The organism is Methanobrevibacter thaueri (assembly GCF_003111625.1).
Taxonomy (GTDB): Archaea; Methanobacteriota; Methanobacteria; order Methanobacteriales; family Methanobacteriaceae; genus Methanocatella; species Methanocatella thaueri.
Genome location: NZ_MZGS01000006.1, coordinates 14311 through 36219, shown reverse-complemented (window position 1 = coordinate 36219; position 21909 = coordinate 14311). Strand labels below are relative to the sequence as shown.

At 33.1% G+C, this 21909-nt stretch carries 18 protein-coding genes; 16 read left to right on the top strand and 2 right to left on the bottom strand.

Annotated features, from left to right (window positions below; translation table 11 throughout):
• Nucleotides 1-180 precede the first annotated feature (180 nt).
• The 9 genes from MBBTH_RS00290 (at nucleotide 181) to MBBTH_RS00255 (ending at nucleotide 14879) form a co-directional block, all read left to right on the top strand.
• Nucleotides 181-3681 carry a bifunctional glycosyltransferase/CDP-glycerol:glycerophosphate glycerophosphotransferase gene (locus MBBTH_RS00290; protein ID WP_116591053.1) on the top strand — a complete coding sequence of 1167 codons (3501 nt, stop codon included), beginning with the start codon at nucleotides 181-183 and terminating at the stop codon, nucleotides 3679-3681.
• Nucleotides 3682-3702: 21 nt separating this feature from the next.
• Nucleotides 3703-5616 (top strand): glycosyltransferase family 2 protein, encoded by a 1914-nt coding sequence (locus MBBTH_RS00285; RefSeq protein ID WP_116591052.1) that lies wholly within the window; start codon nucleotides 3703-3705, stop codon nucleotides 5614-5616.
• 19 nt (nucleotides 5617-5635) lie between these two features.
• The gene (locus MBBTH_RS00280; protein ID WP_165813987.1) at nucleotides 5636-6799 is read left to right on the top strand and encodes a glycosyltransferase family 2 protein; all 1164 of its coding nucleotides are present in this window, start codon (nucleotides 5636-5638) and stop codon (nucleotides 6797-6799) included.
• Nucleotides 6800-7092: 293 nt separating this feature from the next.
• Nucleotides 7093-9261 (top strand): right-handed parallel beta-helix repeat-containing protein, encoded by a 2169-nt coding sequence (locus MBBTH_RS00275; protein ID WP_116591050.1) that lies wholly within the window; start codon nucleotides 7093-7095, stop codon nucleotides 9259-9261.
• Between the two features lie 94 nt (nucleotides 9262-9355).
• Nucleotides 9356-10006: a zinc ribbon domain-containing protein gene (locus MBBTH_RS00270; RefSeq protein ID WP_116591049.1), complete on the top strand. Its 651-nt coding sequence runs from the start codon at nucleotides 9356-9358 to the stop codon at nucleotides 10004-10006.
• A 120-nt stretch (nucleotides 10007-10126) separates the two neighbouring features.
• Complete coding sequence (locus MBBTH_RS11050) at nucleotides 10127-10237, top strand: glycosyltransferase (RefSeq protein WP_165813986.1); 111 nt, start codon at nucleotides 10127-10129, stop codon at nucleotides 10235-10237.
• 162 nt (nucleotides 10238-10399) lie between these two features.
• Nucleotides 10400-11368, top strand: a complete 969-nt coding sequence (locus tag MBBTH_RS00265) for a glycosyltransferase family 2 protein (RefSeq protein ID WP_165813985.1) — start codon at nucleotides 10400-10402, stop codon at nucleotides 11366-11368.
• Nucleotides 11369-11540: 172 nt separating this feature from the next.
• The gene (locus MBBTH_RS00260) at nucleotides 11541-13211 is read left to right on the top strand and encodes a right-handed parallel beta-helix repeat-containing protein (protein WP_116591047.1); all 1671 of its coding nucleotides are present in this window, start codon (nucleotides 11541-11543) and stop codon (nucleotides 13209-13211) included.
• Between the two features lie 9 nt (nucleotides 13212-13220).
• The gene (locus MBBTH_RS00255; RefSeq protein ID WP_116591046.1) at nucleotides 13221-14879 is read left to right on the top strand and encodes a right-handed parallel beta-helix repeat-containing protein; all 1659 of its coding nucleotides are present in this window, start codon (nucleotides 13221-13223) and stop codon (nucleotides 14877-14879) included.
• 39 nt (nucleotides 14880-14918) lie between these two features.
• On the opposite strand, the gene MBBTH_RS00250 is transcribed toward MBBTH_RS00255, so the two are convergent.
• Nucleotides 14919-15785, bottom strand: a complete 867-nt coding sequence (locus tag MBBTH_RS00250) for a hypothetical protein (protein WP_116591045.1) — start codon at nucleotides 15783-15785, stop codon at nucleotides 14919-14921.
• Nucleotides 15786-15882: 97 nt separating this feature from the next.
• On the opposite strand from MBBTH_RS00250, the gene MBBTH_RS00245 reads away from it, so the two are divergent.
• From MBBTH_RS00245 to MBBTH_RS00225, 5 genes are all read left to right on the top strand, one after another.
• A complete protein-coding gene (locus tag MBBTH_RS00245) occupies nucleotides 15883-16230 on the top strand; it encodes a hypothetical protein (protein WP_116591044.1) in 348 nt (115 codons plus the stop codon).
• 108 nt (nucleotides 16231-16338) lie between these two features.
• The gene (locus MBBTH_RS00240; protein ID WP_116591043.1) at nucleotides 16339-16788 is read left to right on the top strand and encodes a flavodoxin; all 450 of its coding nucleotides are present in this window, start codon (nucleotides 16339-16341) and stop codon (nucleotides 16786-16788) included.
• A 5-nt stretch (nucleotides 16789-16793) separates the two neighbouring features.
• Entirely contained in the window at nucleotides 16794-17270 is a 477-nt protein-coding gene (locus tag MBBTH_RS00235) for a MarR family winged helix-turn-helix transcriptional regulator (RefSeq protein WP_116591042.1), read from the top strand.
• The gene (locus tag MBBTH_RS00230; protein WP_116591041.1) at nucleotides 17263-18651 is read left to right on the top strand and encodes an MATE family efflux transporter; all 1389 of its coding nucleotides are present in this window, start codon (nucleotides 17263-17265) and stop codon (nucleotides 18649-18651) included. Before MBBTH_RS00235 ends, MBBTH_RS00230 begins: the two co-directional genes overlap by 8 nt.
• Before the next feature lie 46 nt (nucleotides 18652-18697).
• Nucleotides 18698-19141: a hypothetical protein gene (locus MBBTH_RS00225; protein WP_116591040.1), complete on the top strand. Its 444-nt coding sequence runs from the start codon at nucleotides 18698-18700 to the stop codon at nucleotides 19139-19141.
• On the opposite strand, the gene MBBTH_RS00220 is transcribed toward MBBTH_RS00225, so the two are convergent.
• On the bottom strand, nucleotides 19135-20160 hold the full coding sequence (locus tag MBBTH_RS00220; RefSeq protein WP_116591039.1) for an oxidoreductase: 1026 nt from the start codon (nucleotides 20158-20160) through the stop codon (nucleotides 19135-19137). The genes MBBTH_RS00225 and MBBTH_RS00220 overlap by 7 nt on opposite strands.
• 85 nt (nucleotides 20161-20245) lie before the next feature.
• On the opposite strand from MBBTH_RS00220, the gene MBBTH_RS00215 reads away from it, so the two are divergent.
• Nucleotides 20246-20800 (top strand): manganese efflux pump MntP, encoded by a 555-nt coding sequence (locus MBBTH_RS00215; RefSeq protein ID WP_116591038.1) that lies wholly within the window; start codon nucleotides 20246-20248, stop codon nucleotides 20798-20800.
• A 563-nt stretch (nucleotides 20801-21363) separates the two neighbouring features.
• Entirely contained in the window at nucleotides 21364-21579 is a 216-nt protein-coding gene (locus MBBTH_RS00210; protein WP_116591037.1) for a hypothetical protein, read from the top strand.
• The last annotated feature ends 330 nt before the right edge of the window (nucleotides 21580-21909 follow it).

Genomic DNA, 21909 nt, shown 5'->3' with positions numbered 1-21909 from the left:
ATTGGCAATTTATTTGATTTTAAAATAATTTAACGTTCATTAATAGAAAAAAAATGTTAGAATATAAATCATTGCTTTAATAGAAAAATTTAAATCCTTTTTTTTTAAATTTAAATACTATTACTCACATAAATTAATATAATACATTTTGGCAAATAAATTTTAATGTGTGAATCTATAATGAAAACTAGAGTTAGTGTAATTATTCCTGTTTATAATGTTCAAGAATTTTTAGAGGAATGTATTGAATCTGTTTTAGCACAAACATTAATAAATAAAGAATTAAATGATGGTTATGAGAGAAATCTCCAGATTATATTAGTAGATGACGGATCCACAGATAAAAGTGGCAAAATAGCTAAAGAATATGCCGATTCATTTGATAACATTGATTATATCTATGAAGAAAATCAAGGTTTAGGACATGCAAGAAATTACGGATGCGAATTTGCTGAAGGAGATTACATTATTTTCTTGGATTCAGATGATATGGTTAGACCTTACGCCTATGAAAGAATGTATGACCTTGCAATCAAGAATGATTCTGATATGGTAATTGGTGGTGTTTGGCGTTTTAATTCAAAGCATTATTGGGATTCTGATATTCATAAAATAGCCATGTCCGGAATAAAAGAAGTTACACACATCAATGAAAGTCCAGAATTACTTTACGATACAACAGCATGGAATAAGCTAATTAAGCATTCCTTTTGGAAAAAATATGGATTCAGATTTCCTGAAGATATCCTATATGAAGATATTCCAGTGACTTTTCCATTACATTATCACGCTAACAACGTTTCAATTATTTATGAGAATTGTTATCTATGGAGAGTGAGGGAAAGTTCAAAATCCATTACTCAAAAGACAAAAGAGACAGTTAATTTAGAGCACAGAATTCAAGTAATGAAAATGGTTGACGATTTCTTTAAGGAAAACGTTAAAAATGAAAATTTATTAAAAATGAAAATTTATAAATGGCTTTCTAAAGATTTAATGATTTTTATAAATAAATTAAATGACACCTCCATTGAAACATCTAAAGAGATTATCACTTTAATCAGTGATTATATTAAAGAAAATATAAATTTAAAAGATATAGGCCAATTAAATGAAGTGGATCGCCTTAAATATAAATATTTACTAGAAAATAATTTAGACAAATTAGTATCAGTTATTAATTTCCAAGTTTATGATACACGTCACACAAAAGCTTATTCAAATAATGGTCATGTTATGGTTAATGTTGATAAGGAAGTGTTTGGTGAATCTACTCTGTGTATAGATAAATTCCTAGGGGATATGACTTCATATGTCAAGTATATTGATAATATTTCAATAAGAAAAAAACAAATCATTATTAAAGGGTTCACTGTCATTCCGGGTCTAGAAGATAATGATTTTAACGATAGGAAGTACTCTTTTTATTTGGTAAATAGTGAATCCCATAAAAAAATGCCCTTAAAATTTAAGGATCGAAAGGTAACTGATTTATCTACATACAACCTCAAATATGGTAATAATATTTCTTATGAGGCTGCAGGATATGAAGTTAATATTCCTTTGACTGCAATTGCAGGCAATGATGATTTTCTGGGTGAAAATAAATTATTAGTTTGTTTTAAACAGGAGGACATTGTTTATAATTATTTTGCTAAACTTAAATGGACTTTGAGAAAAAATAAGTCTAAAGCAAAATTACACAAAAATAATTATTTCTTTTTTGATTATGATTTTAATGATGAGTTAATAATCAATTATAAGTCAATAAATCATGTTTTTGAGGATAGTTTCATTGATAATAATCAACTATGCATTCCATGCCAGGAAAACATTGGTCCATTATTCTTAGGCAATGATAATCTATTTAATGAGGAAATACCTTTAGTTTATAATAATCAAAATGGATGTTATTCAATAAATATTGAGGAAATTCTAGATAAAAAGGGTCAGATTAGAGATGAAAACGGAGAACCTATAGTTAACAGAAGAAAAAAACTGGAATATTTATCATCTCCCTATGGTCAAGTTATCATTAATCACTTAAGAGACTATTATTTTGACATATCCACAACCGAAAATATATCCTTGGTTTCTAAATGTAAAGGAAATAATGAAAAAGTTTTGATTGAAGTTAATTTGTTTTCCCTGAATAAATGTAATATATTAAATGCCAGCCTTTTCTGTAAAAATGATAAAAGTTATGAGGAAATTTTCATCTCAAAAGGCGAATTGGATAACAATAATAACGTTAAGTTCAAATTTAGCTTTTTAGATAAGTTTGTAGATAAATTATATAATACAAATTTTGATATTTATATTAAATATGAATGTGAGGGACATAGTTTCATAACTCCAATATACATAAAAGAGTCATTTAAACATGTTTACTCAACTAAATCAACCGAGTATAATCTTTATCGTAGCGGAAAGGGTAATTTAAGAATAAGATTTAAATCTAAATGGATTAAAGAAGCGGATTCCCACAGCAATAGAAAGGATATAATTAACACTAAATATGTTAAATTTACAAAATTGCCAATCAATCCAAAACGCATAATGTTCGAATCGATGTGGGGTAAGCAGTTCAGTTGCAATCCAAGATATTTATATGAATATATTAATGAAAACTACCCTGATTATGAATGCATTTGGTCTTTTAATAATGAACAGGAGTATTATACTGGGAATGCAATTCCAGTTAAAAAACATTCTTTAAAGTATTATTACTACTTAGCAACCTCTAAATTTGTATGTGATAATGTTGGTTTTGAAAATGATTTCATTAAAAGAGACGATCAGGTTTATATCCAAACAATGCATGGGACACCCCTAAAAACTTTAGGTTTGGATGTAGAAAACGACTTTAAGTCCCAAAAAGACATTGATGACTTTATTTATGAGTGTCAACGTTGGGATTATCTTATTGTCCAAAGCGATTATGTTTATAACCTTCGTGAAAAATGCTTTAAATATGACGGAGAAGTATTGAAGTGCGGTTATCCAAGGACTGATATTTTATATTCCAAAAATAATCAAAGGGATATAGATAATTTAAAAATCAAATTTGGCTTACCATTGGATAAAAAGGTAATATTATATGCTCCAACATGGCGTTATAAAAATCAGTTCGAATTAATGTTAGATTTAAAATCATTAAGAGATTCATTATCCGATGAATATATCTTTATCTTTAGATTGCATCATTACGCAAAGGAAAATATAGAAAATCTTGTTGATGATACATTTATATATGATTTTTCTGATTATAATACCATTGAAGAGCTGTATTTGGTTTCAGATATTTTAATAACCGATTATTCCTCTGCAATGTTTGATTATTCAATTTTAGATAGGCCAATTTTATTATTTGCATATGATATGGAAGACTATGTTAAAGATATCCGGGGAACATATTTTGATCTTGAGGAATTTAACCCTGGTCCGATATTATTCACTTCAAAAGAAGTTGAAGATGCTATTGTCCATATTGATGAAACTGAGGAGAAATACAGAAAGGATAGAAGTTTATTTAGAGAAAAGTTTAACCAATATGAAAATGGAAGCTCTTCAGAAACAGTTTTCAATCAGGTTATAAAAAATGAAAAAGGCAACCCTGTTTCAAATTTAATCAAGAATACATATTCCAAACTTGCTTATTGGTTTATAAAAAAATTTTAAAAATATTTTGATGGTATAAGTATGGCAGTTCCAAAAATTTCAGTTATTGTTCCGGTTTATGATGTAGAAGATTATCTAGTAGACGCTTTAGATAGCTTAGCGAATCAATCATTAACAGATATTGAAGTTTTAATGATAGATGACGGATCTAATGATAACTCTCGACATATGGTAGAGAAATATGCTCTTGATTATGATAATTTCCATGCATTCCATAAGGAGAATGAAGGATTGTCAGTAACCCGGAATTATGGTTTAAAATATGCGAAGGGAGAATATATCTTTTTTATAGATTCAGATGACTATCTGTTGCATGATGCATTAGAAAAATTGTACAACTGTGCCGTAAAATATGATAGTGATATAGTAACAGCCAACTTTTTCAGATACAATGACAAAAAGTCATGGCAACATATTATTTCTGATTATGTCTTCAATAGCCTTGAAAATGATTTGTATAACACAAATTTATTCGAATACCCAAATTTGATTTGGGATATGCCAGTGTGGAATAAACTGTATAAAAAGGAATTCCTTGACGATAATAACTTAAGATTTTTTGATGGAAGGGTTATTTTTGAGGATAACATCTTCTCCACTGAGTCATATGCAAAGGCTAAAAAAGTGTCTGTTTTAAAAGATGGATTTTACTGTTGGAGAATGCGTGCTCCAAACACTTCCCTTTCACAGTCCCATGACACAAACCGTGGTGATGAGTTATATAAAATGGCTAAGATGGTTAACGATATCGTAAATGAGAATATAGACGATTATGAGATTTTATCCAGAAAGTACATGAAATGGCTGACATTGGATATTCCGTTTTATATGAGTAAAATCAAAACTTATCCTAAAGAGGACCACATTTATATTTTTGAAGGGGCTCACAAACTAATAAACCTCATTCCTGATGAATATTTCAACGAATTAAATACATATTATCAAGTTTTTTACAAGATGGTTCAGGATAAAAAATGGGATGAACTTTCCGAATTGTTTTTCAACGATTTGAAAAGCAATCCTAATGCACCTGTAAAAATCAGCGATGAATATTATAGCATGTTCGATTTTGACAGGGATGCTGAAACTGAAAACTTAAAGGCATATATAAAAAGCATCACTGTAGAGGATAATGATTTAGTTGTTCAATTCAATCTTAAACTTCCTTTTAAGGAAACTATACAAAAAAGGGAAATCAGATTTTCAATAAACAGCCCTAACTATAGTGAAGTAGTTATTGCCAGCAATTTTATCAATAAAGATAAGTTGTTTATCCCATTAGACGAAATAAAGTACGGTGAAAATCAGATTAAAGCTCTTTATGTTTCAGATTTTAAAAAGGAATGTTTTATCGAGACGGATGTTCATAAAACTATTGTATTTGATGAATATGTCATTGACATTTCCCGTAACAAATACGGTTTTTTAAAGCTGGTTAAAAAGGAAAGAACAAATTATGATTTCGTCATCGAGTCCATTGAGCTAAATGACGGTAAGTTTCAATTCATCGGCCATTCTAATTTTGACTTTGAAAGAATTTGTATAGATGATTATATGAACTTCACTAGTTTTGAGTATCCAATCGAATATGAATCTGAGATGTTTTTCTTTGAAATTGACTATAACGATTTTCTCAAATCCCCTATAAAGAAATGGGAGTTCAACTTTAAGGACAAGTATAATAAAATCATCTTAATCAAATCGTTTAAAAAGAATGATGACAATTACCAGATTAAAATTAAAGAATCAAAAAACAAAATAAAAATAATATTCAAACCTTACAGGCCAATTGAAAAAATTAATGACCTTGAGAAAAAATTAAAAAAAGTGAAAAAGGAAAACAAACGTTTGAAAAAAAAGAATAAAACTTTAAAAAAGAAATCCAAAAAATCTAAAAGGAGTAAGATATCTAAAAAATTAAGAAATTACTTATAGGATGGTACTATGGGATTATTTGATTAGTGTTATTATTCCGGTTTTCAATGGTGAAAAGTACATTCAGGAATGTTTTGACTCGATAATTAACCAGACTCTGGGAATTGAAAATATTGAAGTCATTGTAGTTGATGATTCAAGTACTGATAACAGTGTGGAAATAATCAATCAGTATGTTGAAAAATATGAATCTTTTAAATTAATCAAACAAGAACCTAATCAGGGATCTGGACCCGCACGTAATTTAGGTTTGAAATATGTGACCAGTGATTATGTAACATATATGGATTGTGATGATTATATTTCTTTAGATGCATATGAAAAGGCTTTGGAAATATTCAAAAATGATTCTGATGTAGATTTAATAATGTATAAATGGGAAGAGTTTGATGATAACGGTTTACTTAATCGTTATGACATCGCCAAAGAGTCCCTGAAGAAGCATAAGATTCTTACAGATATAAATGAGTCACCGGAACTAATTTTTGCCACTTACGTATATATTAAAGTTTATGCTAAAAGATTATTCCCATATCTCGTATTTCCACCTCTTTCTTATCAGGACAACATTGCATCCGCAAGAATAATGATAAATGCCAATAAAATTTACATTACAGAAGATATTTGCTGTTATTATCGTCAAAGAAATGATTCTGTTTCAAAAGAGGTTTCTGCAAGAAATTACCTGAATATATTAATTGCAGCCAAACAGGTTCTTGATTTAAGGGACAGTTCATCTGATAAGTTTTATAATGTTCTTTCATTTTTAGCTTTAAAATTAACGTATCATTCGATTTATTACATATGTCAAAAGCTAGGTTTCACTTTAAAAGAGGGTGAAGTTGTTTACGCAGAATTAAAAAATTATCCGAAGTTTTTTTCTAGAGAAATTCTTAAAGAGTATCAGGAGATATTTCCTAATTATCTACAATGTAGTGAACAAACCTTATGGGATATTGATGATTTGGATTACTATGAGTATGTGGTGAAAAATAGATGTCAAAAAACAATAAGCGATTTGAATAATCAAAAAAATACATTGGTCAATAAAAATACTGAATTGTCTAGACAGAATGATGCCAAGGTTAACAAAATTAATAAATTAAAAAATAAAAATTTAAATTTAGCTGCAAAGAAAAAAAAGCTATCCAAAAAGAATAAAAAAATTAAAAGAAAAGAATAAGAAACTCAAGAAAAAATTATCAAAACAAAAGAAAGTGAATGATGAGATTATGAATTCAAGAAGCTGGAAATTGACTTCTTTTTTTAGAAAAATTAAAAATATCTTCAAATGATTTTTTCTTATTGGGAAGTGCCGTTTAAAATTTACGGAGCTATGATTAAATCATATGTATTACTATTTTCATGCATTTAATCTTTCTTGTTTGATAAAATTAAGTAAGATATCTCAAATATCAAATTTATAAATTAATATATCTATGTGGTTAAAAATAAACACTTGTGAGGAATTTTTTGATGGGAATAATTAAAAAGACATTAATATTAACCGTATTTTTAATTTTAATGCTATCATCACTAAATGTTATTTATGCTGAAAACGCTGCCAGTGCCAATTCAGACTTGCAAAATTCAACTGCCAAAACATACACAGATTTATCAGCGAAAATAAATGAAAATCCTTATTCTGACTCAATTGACTTGACAGAAAGCTACCGATTTGATGATGACAAGGATTTTAATCTTTCAGATGGAGTGGTAATCTCAAAAAACATTACAATTACAGGTTACAATAATGCATCTATAGATGGAAACAATAAGGCAAGAGGATTATTCATTGATTACAATTGCACTGTCACATTGAAAAATCTAATTTTTAAAAATGGATTCAGCGAATCTGACGGCGGTGCAATCATTCTTAATGCAAATTCAACATTGACTCTTTTAAATTGCACATTTCTTAACAATAATGTGTATAATTCCAATGGCGGAGCTATTGCAGTCTATAAAAATACGACATTAAATGTTTACAAGTCCACATTTACAAACAATACTGCCATCCGCGCCAGTGATTTGGAATGGAAACAGTTCAAGCAGGGAATGGGAAGTTCAATAGCCTCATCAACTGGTGCCTATGTGAACTTACAGGATACACGTTTTATTGACAATCATGGATATCTGACAACCATTTTAGTGGTCAGCTATGATGATATCGATTATAGAGTAAGCACACTGATTGTAAACAACTGTCTGTTTGAAAACAACACTTCAAACAGCAGCGGTGTGATTTATCTGGATGAATTGGGACAAGGTGAGATCAGAAATTCGATTTTCAGGAATAATTATGTGTCTACAAGCGGAGGAACAATAGTTCTTGATGCATGCCACTCTGCAGTCGTTGACAGGTGTAGTTTTGAATCAAACCATGCAGTTAAAGGTGGAGCAATTCAGATTAAGGTATTCGAATATGACTACAGGTCCAATGTCACCATAATCAATTGCAACTTTACAAATAACAGAGCTTCAGAGCATGGTGGAGCCGTTTATTCAAAATACGGCTTGACTAAGATTTATAATTGTATTTTTGAGAACAACTACTGTGATAAGGGCGGTGCAATATACGCTAAATTTGCAACACTCACAATATCCGATTCCGAGTTCAACAGGAATTCGGCCCTGTATGGTGGAGCGTTATTCCTAAGAACAGATAATAATTACATTGACGATACAATATTCAAAAACAATAGGGCATCCGTAAAAGGAGGGGCTGTGTACACTAAAATGGAAGGAATATCCAGCAATAACTGTCAATATATCGGCAATCACGCACATAAGGGAAATGATGTATATGGAGTGTTTTACGCTCAAATAACCCAAACCAGTTCAATCTTCAGTGATGTGCAATTGAAAATAAGGATAACCTCCCCTTGGAAACTGTCCATTCCACAAAAGATCAAATTAACATTCAAGGGAAGTAAAAACTACAAAACCGGTTGGATATATACTGCTTCTAATGGATATTTGTACTACAATCTTCCTTTGGATTTGGATGTTGGCAAATACTCTTTGACAATAAGCATGGAATCAGGAATCTGCAATGCAAATCCTACAATAAATGTCGTTAAGGCTCCTGCAAAACTGGCCATTAAAAAATGCACAACCAGATATAAGTCAGATAAGTCCTTTAAATTCTACGTTAAAAATGCCAAAACCGGCAAGGCAATTCGCAATGCCAAACTAAACTTAAAAGTTTATACAGGCAAACATTATAATGTATATAATGTTAAAAGCGATTCCAACGGATTGGTTAAGTTTGATACATCAAAATTGTCCATAGGAAAACACATAGTTGAAGTAACATCACAAAACAAGAACATCAAATTGTCAAAAACAAAATCTTCAATTAAAATCAAGAAAGCTAAAGCTAAAATTATCGCTCCTAAAGTTGTTAAAAGGCATTCAAAATTAAAAGTCACAGTAAAGAATAAGGCAAGCGGAAAGGCAATATCAAAAACAAAATTCAAGGTTAAAATTTCACATGGAAAAACTCTTAATGTTAAGACCAATTCCAAGGGTATTTTTAAAATAAGTGCTAAAAACTTGACTAAAAATTCATATAAATGCACAATTTATCTTGAAAATAAAAATTATAACATTAAAAATAAGTTTTCATTTAAAGTTAAATAATATGGTTTTAAAATCAATTTTGTTTTTATCCAATAATCTTATTTAATATTGTATACAAAATATTATTAACTAGTATTTTGGAAGGTGTAATTTAATGCGATGTCCAAATTGTGATAGTGAAAATAATGAAGGAGCGAAATTTTGCAAGAAATGCGGAACTCCCTTAAAGGAAAAAACAATAAGTCATGAATCAATGATTAATTCAATGAACAAGAATAAATCAAGTGACAATACAACCAAATACATAATTGTGGCTTTAATTATAGTGGCAATAGTACTTGCTGGTGTGTTTGTATATATCTATGGTTTTGGAAACAATAATGGTTCACAGGATACCTCTGCACCTGTAATTGAAAATGATAACAAAACCGCAAGTGTTGATAATTCACAACCTGCCCAAACCACTCAAACCCCTGCTACAACTTCAATGTCTATTTTGGGAGGAAGCTTCTCGACTGGAGGGGGATTGGCAGACAAGACCTATGCTTCCATATATGTAGGTCCTGAGCATTCCGGTGAAAAGGTAAAAATTCAAATATACTACTCTCGTGACGGATCCACTTTAAATAATGGAAATATGGTTCCTAAAACAGTTGATTCAAACGGTTATATTGAAGTTGCAAGTGCAGATGCCTACAAATATTTCCCTGATTTTGCTGAAATTAACTTATATGACAATTCAGGAAACTTGCTCGATACACAAAGTGTATCATTAACCCCTGAAAAAGGTACTCAAACCTTTTAGTTGAGTACCTACCTATTATTTTTTTAAAATTTAAATTAGCTATTTTTTTCTATTTCCATCATGTCTAATTTTACTGATTATACGGAACACATAATATATCATCCAAAACATGTCAATTTGATGTGGAATATCTCTCATCCTGAATTGGTGGACAAGGAGGAATATGAGACTTATGATGGCATTGACGATTTGAAGGATAAGATAGAATATTATCTGAGAAATCCTTCCTAAAGGGAAAATTAGGCAAAAAAGGCAGAGAACTTATCTTAAATAACCATATATTTGATAAATCACGTTGATTTTATAATAAATGTTTAAGATGAATTATAATATCTAATTTATTAGAAAAACTTATTTTCATAAACAAACTATAATTAATTGATGAAGATTTCAGTGATATTACCAGTTTACAACGGAGAAAAATATATTCAAAAAGCCATCGAATCAGTTTTAAATCAAACCTTTCATGATTTCGAATTAATAGTGGTTAATGATGGTTCGACAGACAATACGTTAAATATTATTGAATCTTTTGATGACAACAGAATCAAAATAATCAACCAAACCAATCATGGCCCCGGAGCTGCTCGAAACAATGCATTGAAAATAGCTCAGGGCCAATATGTGATGTATCTGGACTGCGATGACTGGTATCATGAAAGGGCATTGGAGATATCCTATAATGAGATTACAAAATATGATGCTGACATGACATTTTTCCAGATGATCAACTACAACAATGGCGAAATCTATGAGAATGACTGGTTTGACCTGAAGACATTCGACGAGTCATTTGAAGGCAGGGCGTTCTCACCTGAGGAGACTCCAGGTTCAATCTTTGATTTATCCGTAGGAGTTTGCCAAAAAATATACTCAAGAGAATTTCTAGAGGAAATCGATGCAAAGTTTCCCGAAGGAATATTTTTTGAGGACATGCCCTTCTTTTATTACGTGTACCTTAAGGCCCGAAGGATTTCCATCATCAAGAGGCATCTGTACTACAGAAGAAAGCATGATGAGTCCATTACCCATGTTGTGGATGAGAAATTCCTCGACACCGTTGCTGCGGGACAAGTATTAATGAGGATTTTCATTGAAAATGAATGGTATGATGCATATAAGTTCGACCTGCTTGCCTATAAAATAAACGGTCCTCGTTTTGCTTTAAGAGACCTTCCATTAAAATGCAAAAGCAAGATGTTTATGTTAATTAAAGAAGACTATATGCAAATAAAAGATAGTGAATATTACCAGGACTTTTTGGATAATCTTGGCCCCATAAAAAGGAAGTTTTTCCTGGATGTAATTGATGCAGATGATTATGAGGAGTTCATGGAACTGAACTCACAACAGGCACAATAACATACATGTAAAATATAACTTCATACAAGATGAGCTTGACTTCACTGAATATTTGCCAAAAAAAACTTAAAATACTAATTTTCATGTTTAAATATAGCAGATAAATCAAAGGTACCCTATTTTATATAATATCATCAACAAAAATATATGCAAATAATTATGGAGGTTTATCATGGATAAGAAATTCATTATTATTCTAATGCTGGTCGCTTTCATATTCAGCATCGGCTTTGTATCAGCGGAAGATGATGCCATAAACGGCACTTTTGATGACATACAAAGCGAAGTGAATGCTGCCGGTGAAAGTGGCGTAATCGAGCTTGACGGCTATTATACCGGAGACAAGCCAATCAGCATTTCCAAATCAGTCACCATTCAAGGACCCGACAAGGGAGCAACATTGGATGGTAAAAACAAGACAAGGGCAATCACCGTCAGCAATGGTGATGTCACATTCAAGAATCTGATTTTTAAAAACTGCATTGCAAACAAGGGCGGAGCTGTCTACTCACAGGGAAACCTGATATTCATAAACTGTACATTTATAGACAATTACGCAGTTGACGGCGGTGCAATTTACTCACAGGGAAACCTGACAGTCAAGAAAACCACATTCACCAATAACGGTGCTGGAAATATAGGGGGTGCAATCAACATAAACCTTCCTTTATATAAAACCGGATCAAAGTCCAAATATGGTAACGTCAATATTGAGGACTCCACATTCACAGGCAATTCCGCCGATAACGGAGGAGCAATAAACGTTGATTTGTCAGGCAATAAGGCATCATCAAAATTCGGAAATGTGAATATCAACAATTGCCAGTTCACTCAAAACTTTGCAAAGAGTTACGGCGGAGCAATCTATTTCTATGGAGATAAAGAATATGGAAAGCTGACAGTCAAAAAATCTAACTTCAAGAATAACACTGCAGCTGATCAAGGTGCCGCCATTGAGGCCGTTTCAATCGATTCATTAATATCCGAATGTGATTTTACTAACAACAACGCTGAGGCAGGAACATTGTATTTCTGTTTCAACGATAATGCTGTGGTTGAAAAGTCCAATTTCATAGCCAACAACGCAAGCAAGATCAGTGCTGTAATGATATACTCATGTGCCCTATCATTAAAAGACTGCACATTCCAGTCAAACTCATTGGGCGTTGTCAACTGTGAATATGACTCAAAGCTGACAATCACAAGCGGCAAGTCAAAAACAACCTATACAAAAAATGTTGTCTTGGACAATTCAATGAAAAAGGTCGTGCCAATTGTTGTAAGTGCAAAGGACTTGACATACACTTATGACAGCGAAGGAATATTCACATTGACCTTGAAAAACAAGTACAATACACAACCAGTACGTTTCTTTGGAATATATACCAAATGCAGTGGCAAAAAGACAAAGCAGTTCTACAAGCAGACCAATAAGAACGGAGTGCTAAACCTCAAGATGAACACCCGTTTGCCAGTCGGAACCTACAAGGTGTCCTTCATAAGTGATGACTGGGGTACAGTCAGCGGAACTGCAGTTACAATTACAGTCAAAAAAGCAAAAACCATAATTAAGGCACCTAAGGCAACTGCAAAGTACAAGAAATCCAACATATATAAAATAAAAGTCACTCATAAGAAGACCAAAAATCCTGTCTCATATACCAAGGTAAAGGTAAAGGTCTACACAGGCAAGAAGGCAAAGACATACATAAAAAAGACAAACGGCAACGGTAATGTCAAAATCAACACCAAGAAACTCTCAAGGGGAACACATAAAATTGTAGTGTCCTCAGGAAACAGCAACTACAAGATGAGTGCAAAAACCAAAATCAAAATCAGGTGAGGTTAGGTCATGAACAAGAAAATTATAGGAATATTGTCATTATTGCTCATATTCCTTACGATGTCAGTGGTTTGTGCTGAGGAAAACCAAACCTCAGCCAATTTAACCTCCTCATCACCCATTGCAGTGACAGGGGACTCATTTGATGATGTAAATGAAGCAATTAAAAGTGCCCAAAGCGATGATGTGATTGAACTTGAAGGAAATTATAATGGAAATAAAAATGGAAATCCAATAAGCATAGACAAAGGCGTTACAATTCAAGGATCAAGCAATGGTGCTGTTTTAGATGCAAAAATGTTAAGCAAAGTTTTTGTCATCAAGGCAAACAATGTGATATTAAAAGATTTGACAATTCAGAATTCCTATGGAAGCGCCATATTGAATGAATACGGCGATAAAAAATTTGATTTGACAATAATTAACTGTTCATTTATAAACAACTATGAATCAATTGACGGTGGAGCAATCCTCCATACAAATATGGGAACCTTGACTGTCATCAATTCAACATTCGAAAGCAACAATGCCGATTTCGGTGGAGCGATATATATCTCTTCTGAAAATTTCAAGGTAATCAACTCAAACTTCACAGATAATGTTGCGACTTACCTTGGGGGAGCGATACACTGTTTATCTGATTCAATGAGCATTTCAGGTTGTCAATTTAACGGAAATCGTGCTTCAAAGGACAGCAGTGGAGGAGCCATCTTTTCATTTTATGCTAATGGAATCATTGAGGATTCAAAATTCAACAACAATCGTGCAGATTCCGGTGGAGCGATATACGCCAAAGACAATCTGACTGTGAAAAACTCAAGCTTCACATCAAATGTCGTAAATAAACAGGCAGGAGCAATATCAGTATTTAGCCAACTGGATGAAAAGGGGAATTTCGACTCAAAATTATCCATTTTTGACTCAAACTTCACTTCCAATACTGCAACAGATGTTTCATGTATATATGTTGAATTATGTGATGTTGATATTTCCAATTCGAAGTTTGATGACAACCAGGAAGTTTACATTAGATTGGGCAGCTTTAAAAATACCAACAACACTTTAAAGAATGTAAAAGTTGATAACACTGTGCAAATGATTGTCAGCCCTGAAAAATATTCCGTATCTTACGATTCTGGAAAAAGCCTGAAAGTTAGGCTCCACGCGGGAGAGGGCAGATATATAGAAAATGCAAGAATCAAGGTTGTGGTCACCGTAGGCAAGAAGACAAAAACCTTTTACGGATATACCGACCCTGATTACTATGATGCATGTATAGAATTATCTAAGCTTCCTGCTGGAAAATACTCCATCAAGGTTTCACTAGACAGCAAGGGTATCAAATCCGACCCTGTCAAAAAGACAATAACAATTAAAAAGGCAGAAACAATCGTGAAAGCACCTAAGGTAACAGCAAAATACAAGAAATCCAAAAAGTTCACCATAAAAGTGAAACACAAATCAACACACTACAAGGTTAAAAGCCTAAAGCTTAAGGTAAAGGTGTACACAGGCAAAAAGTTCAAGAAATACATAGTTAAAACAAATAAGAAGGGAATTGCAACAATCAACACCAAAAATCTCAAAAGAGGATCACACAAGGTTGCAATAACTTCCAAGAATAATAACTATATTGTCAACAAAAAGTCAACAATCATAATCAAATAAGGACATCAATCCTTATTCTTTTTTCTTTTTTTATTATCTCTAATTCAATACGTCATACCATACAAAATCAGGACCAGCATAACAGCTTATCAATATTGCAGTCAGGCTCACCACCAGAAATACGATAAACACGTTGAAGGGAGTGAAAGCCAAAAACAATACCAAAGCGATTATTTCAAGAAGGATGAACATTACTCTTGACCTGTTTGTATAGCTTAATATTCCTAAAATGGATGGTGTTGCAATGATTGCTAAAATATATAGGATTGAATCATATAGGCTGACTATATCTCCCAATGGAAGACTTAAAATGAAGCTGAAAAGATACATTTCCAAAACTGTAAGGAAATATCCCTGAACCCCACCTGCAATAGCCTGTGCCAATGTGTGCTTTTTAAGAAGCACCCTTGACCAGATTATTATTGGATATAGGATACCAATCAATGCCCCAAATGGTCCCAAAAGCAAGATCAATGCGCCGTTCGGACCTGACAAACCTGTTGTATGAACGCTGATTTTCCATTTTGTTGTAATCAGAAGCACAACGCCTGTGTTGACTGAATAGCATAAAAGCAGGCATGTGAGGAAATTATCCAAGTTGAAAATCAGACAAATTAAAAAGCCGATGAAATATGACACGATTCCCACAATCAGGGGCATGTACCTGTCTGACCTGTTGGAAATGTCCTTATCGGTGTTGAGTTTCTTGGCCCAGAAAAGAATGATTGCCATAGGCAGGATTGAAGCGAAGATTAGTGAAACTATTTCCAATGTTGTGAATTTTGAAATGTCAAATCCATCACCTGTAAATGACAATGTTAAACAAATGACTAAAAATAACGGTATGCATATGATTGGCGGATTAGTCAATGTTGAAATATTTTCGGCTATTTTTAATTTTTCCATATGATTATTTAAACCTTTTAAACTAATAAGCGTTATGTAAATTATTTAAATGATATTTTAAATATATATTAATTAGATAAAAATTGAGGGTATTATTATGAGAATGGAAATTGAATTTACTGACGAGCAAGCTAAAAAAGTTGATATCTTAAAGGAAAACGGCATTGGAGTCGGTGATGCCATTGACATGCTTTTTGACTTGAAAGAAACCTTTGCAGACACTAAACTCAATCAAGCACAAGACAAAAAGGATAAGCTTGAAGAGGAACTTGCTAAGATTGATAAAGAAATCTCAATGTATAACCAAATGAAAGAAGGTTCCCTTGATCCTTCCTTGAAAGTCAAAATCATTGAAAAAGAGTATGGTACCGTCGAAAAAACCTATGACGAAAGCGTTCAGGACGCCAAACATAAGTTCAAATGGACAAATATCTTAAAGGTATAAACATTTTCCATCACTTTTTTCTATTTTTTTAATAAACATGACAATTGTTGTAATGTCAATAGTTGTCAATGCAACAGTTTATATACTATAACAATGTAATATTACTCTATGAAATCTTTAGTAACTTATTATTCAAGAACAAACATTACAAAAAAACTGGCAGAAAATATAGCCAATGAAATTAACGCTGATATCGATGAAATCACTCCCAAAGTAAACTATCAAGGAAAAATGGGATATGCACGTGGAGGAAAACATGCTATCCAAGAAAAGATTGTTGACTTGGAAGGCCTGAAATTCGACCCGTCAGACTATGATGTGGTTTACGTTGGAGGACCAATTTGGGCAGGAAAAGCCGCAAATCCAGTGATTTCATACCTAAAACAGAATGAAGGAAAATTCAACAATGTGAAATTCTTCCTAACCGCTGGAGCAAGTGGTTTTGAAGGAGGTTTCTCTCAAATGGAGAAATATTCCAAAAAGCCTCTCAAGACTCTAGCATTAACTACTAAAGAAGTCAAAAAAGATGACTATGACTTATCATCATTCATTGAGTGAAAACAATGTCGCTTGAAGAGTTTAAAAAGATAGACGCAACAGAACTTCCTATCGGAAAACTAATATCAATCATTGCAAAAAATCAGTCATTGTATCTGAATCACAATCTAGAGGAATTCAAAATTAACGCATCACAGCTGCATTTCCTCTTTGAAATATCACATCAAAAGGAAATAAACCAGGACAAGATTGCCTCAAGATGCAGCATTGACAAGGGATCAGTGGCAAGGTCCATTAAAAAGCTTGAGGATAACGGTCTGGTTGTAAGAAAAGTGGATGACAACAACAGACGCCAAAACAAGGTTTCACTAACTCCAAAAGGTGAAAAGACATTAACCGAATCAAAAAAGAAACTTGAGGAATGGGAAGAGTATTTGTTTGCAAACAATACAATTGAAAAAGAGGATTTACAAATGCTTTTAAAAGAGATTGCAGTTAAATCCATAGAATTAAACGAAAAAGAGGAGGAGCAAAATGCCTAAGAAAAGTAAAAATATTGAAATGATTACAGGTGACCCTAAAAAGGCCATCGTCAGATTGGCTCTTCCGATGATGCTTTCAATGCTATTAATCATGCTTTATAACATTGCAGACAGTATATGGGTGGCAGGTCTCGGTGCAGACGCATTGGCTGCAGTAGGATTCATCACACCATTATTCATGGTTTTGGTAGGACTTGGAAACGGTATCGGAGCGGGAGCAAACTCACTTATCGCAAGATTTATCGGTGCAGGCAACATCAAGCAGGCAAACAATGCTGGATTGCATGGTATACTGCTGGCAGTGGTTGTGTCACTGATATTTACCATAATAATTGAAACATTCATGGTCCCTATCCTTCAGATGATGGGTGCGGGTTCCACAATCCAATATGCAATGGACTACAGTTACATCATATTCGGATTCCTGTTCATATTCGTATATTCCGGTGTTGCATCAGCAATATTCAGGTCTGAAGGGGACATGAGAAGAGCCACCATTGCAATTGCGGTTACAGCAGTAATGAACATCATTCTAGACCCGGTTTTCATTTATGTTCTTAACTTTGGAATTGCCGGTGCAGCATGGGCAACCGTAATATCCGCAACACTTTCATGTCTTGTCATGAGCTATTGGATTTGGGGTAAAAAAGACATGTTCCTTGATTTGACTCCTAAAAACTTCAATTACTCAACTAAAATGATTACAGACAACCTGCAGGTCGCTATTCCATCAACACTTGAAAGTCTGGTATTTTCAATACTTGCGATTATCATCAACAGTCTTCTTGTGCTTGCTGCAGACACAACCGCAGTGGCGGTTTATACCGCTTCAATGAGGATTGTCCAATTGTCCATGATTCCATTGATTGGTCTTGGAACAGCAGTATTGACAGTGGCAGGTGTTGCATATGGAGCACGTAACTATACAAACCTGAAAACAGCCCACTCATACTCAATCAAGCTGGGTTTTGCAATATCCATATTGCTTGGAGCCATAATGTTCATATTTTCAGCACAGCTAGCGGCAATGTTTTCATACACAGAGGCAAGCGCACAATTGTCTCCGCAAATCGCTCATGCGATTTCCGTACTCAGCATATTCGTTCTTGCGATTCCACACGGTATGATGTCATCAATGCTATTTCAGGGTGTCGGAAAAGGATTCTATTCCCTACTGATCACACTTCTCAGGTCATTGATACTTGAATCAGTGTTTGCATACATATTCTGCTTCATATTCGGATGGGGAGTTACAGGAATCTATGCAGGTGTGGTTTTCGGTTGTTTCGTTGGAGGAACTGTCGGATACATCTGGGCGAAAATCTTCATTTCAAGATTCAAGAAATTTGCCAAAAAAGAAACAATACCACAAGAAAGCTAGTTATTCTATAACTAGTTTTTTATACTTTTTTTAACAATTATTAATTATGGAATTCATCCTCAACAACAAGAAATACTCAATCATTAACCATGAATTGTATATAAACTACCTTATGGTAGACTCTTATTTTAAAGACCATTCCCTGTATGACTATGACATACACTTTGAATTTCTCGATTCGATTTATGAAAAGGAAAAGGTGGAATTCGAGGATATTCTAGAGGGTACAGAGATTCTTGAAGAGCTTATTGAAAAAAATGAAATCAATTTCCTGCCGTATGGCCTTCGAATTGATGAGCATATCAATGGGAATTTCATGATAACCTATCAGGATTTGGAATTCAAAAACGTGACAGTTGGTGAGGCAATTCCCCTATTGATTGCCCTAACCAGTCTTTTGGATGCAAAACCGATTGTGACTCTCTACCAGATAGAAGAGGAGCTGAATCATTTCCTTGAACAGTTCAAGCATTACCGTGATGATCAATAGAATTCAGGGTTGCAGCTTCTTATGTGACATGTGCTTGTCTTTTTCCAGTAGCAGTTATTGCAGGTTATGCAGTGGCTGACACCATTTCCCTCGATTTGCCAATCAACAAGGAAACTCGGGTCCTTTACGAATGGCCTTTGCATTGATATGAAGTCAATGTCGGTTTCATTCAGGATGTCATTGATTTGGTTTTGGCTGTTTGCGCCACCACCGAGGATTACAGGTATTGAAACGTTCTTGATTATCTTTTCTGTTGCCTCAATCAATGGGTTCTTTTCCTTGTTTTCCTGTGTGAAGAACTGTGGTGAGCGTGGACGGGTGATCTGAAGTGAATCAGCACCATATTTTTCAAGTAGTTGACATATCTCAATGGTCTCCCCAATGTCCATTCCCATGTTGGTTCCGTCAAATGCGTTCAGACGGCAGTTTATATGAAGGTTTGTGTTTTCCTTTATTACTTTAATTATCTCCAAAACTATTCTAAGGCGATTGATGGTGCTTCCGCCATACTTGTCTGTGCGTGTGTTGAAGTTTGGATTTATAAAACGAGCAAGGAAATAGTAATTTCCAAGACCTAGTTGAATTCCATCAAATCCAGCATAGTCGAACTTTTGAGCGGCAATTATGATGTCTGTTTGAATCTTACGAATGTCCTCAATGCTGACCTTGTCAACAGGCATGTTCTGTTCGGTTCTTTTGTTGTACTGCACAAAACCCAATTGGGCGAAAATAGGCACGTCATAGAGATGAACAAGGTCGGTAAGGTCACGCGCTTCACGGACGAATTGCTTGTAATTTGTTGTGGCGGTGTATTTTGAAAAGACGTCACGGGGATATAGGGAGTATACCTCGGAAATAATCAGTCCGACACCACTGGCGGCAAGGTTTTCGTATCGGTCATATATTTCAGGAGTGAAATTGCCTGTCTTTTCCCTTTGAGATTCCCACAATCCGGTTCTCACAATTCTACTGTTTAATCTTAAATCTCCAAGTTCAACATTATCAAATAGGTCTTTCATAGTTATAAATATAACATAAATACTATAAATATCTTAAATTCGTAATAAATCATTATATATAAAACAAATTACAATATATTATCTAATGTCATTTAATCTGATTTCAACTTTTCTAATAGCGGTAGCTCTTGCAATGGACGCATTTAGCGTATCCATGACAAAAGGTTTCACTCAAAAACACCTGACAAAAGCGCAAATTTTCTATTATGGACTGTTTTTCGGCGGTTTTCAGTTTATCATGCCAATATTCGGATACGTCTGCGGCAGTGTTATCGCATCAATTGTCGAATCGCTGGCACCGATAGTGGGTTTCATACTGCTTCTTGCAATCGGACTGAACATGATACGTGAAAGCCTGTCAGGAGATGATGAGGAGATTACGGATAACTTTTCCTTCAAGGAGGTTACATTGCTTGCGATAGCTACAAGCATAGACGCATTTGCAGTTGGAATTACAATTGCGCTTCTAAAAGATCCCCTTCTGATATCCTGTGCAATAATCGGAATTGTGGCATTCGCCTTCAGCATAGTTGGAATATACATAGGCAAGAAACTTGGCGATTATGTCGGCGACAAGTTCCAGATATTGGGTGGAGTGATTTTGATATTGATAGGTTTCAAGATACTTCTTGGATTTTGATCTTGAAAACAATTCATATTACTTTTTTTTAAAAAATAACTTTGAATCATTAATTGTGCCATATTGTAATATTGCTTTGATATTGAAAAATTGTACCCATTAATAACTGCTTATTTTAAATATAATGTATTATTAAAAGGTATTATGAGAAATGACTGATAGTTGTTTCCGTATAGTGGATACTGTGCAAAATTAGAATAACAAAATATTTTTAATTTAAAAACAGACACAAAAGGTGCACGGTAATTCACCGGTATTCATCCTCCATTGATTGATTTAACGGGAGTGATAGTTTGATTACAATTGTAATCCTTTTAAATATGAGTATAACTATAAAAATAATCATTTTATATTATCTCATTAAAAAAAAAAAGTACACTGTCGTTGAATACCGATAGATGATGAATCTATAATGAAAGGGAGGTTTAGAGAATTTTACTCTCGCCGTCTGTTTTTACCCTTTCTAGATTCATCACCAATTTTATTAAAAAAAATTCATTTTAATAAAATTAATTATAATTATATTTTCATTATTTATAAAGGTTTGCATATGAGGCGATTAGATGGGATTGACTGCACAACAAAGTTTAATTAAAAAATATGAGTATTATGAGGTGTTTGATGAAAATAAACAAATTAGATATGGAATTACATCTAAAAAAGAAAAAGAAATCATTGAAAAAAAATATCCTGACAAGTTTATTTTTGAAAAATTTGACTTGTATGACAATTACATTTGGTTAGAAAGACTGGAGAAAATGGTTAAAATTCACCATTAAAGTTATATGGTGTGGTTGAGATAGGCACTTTTTGTAAATCAGAAAATTAACGGATCTTAAAAAATTAAGAAATTTCATAAAAATTAATAAATCTTATAAAAACCAGGAACGCAGAGAGTTCATTTTTCTTCATGTTCAATGATAAATTTATATTATTCCAATAACTAATATATTATACATTTAATTTAGGAAAACAAGAATAGAACAGTTATTATTAGGCTAAATAACTGTTTAAAATCGTTATTTTTACTGTGAATTCCGTTAGTGTAATATTACAGTAGTCGGAAGAGTATTTCCGTATATAAGATGTAAATATGTATTAATAGGTAT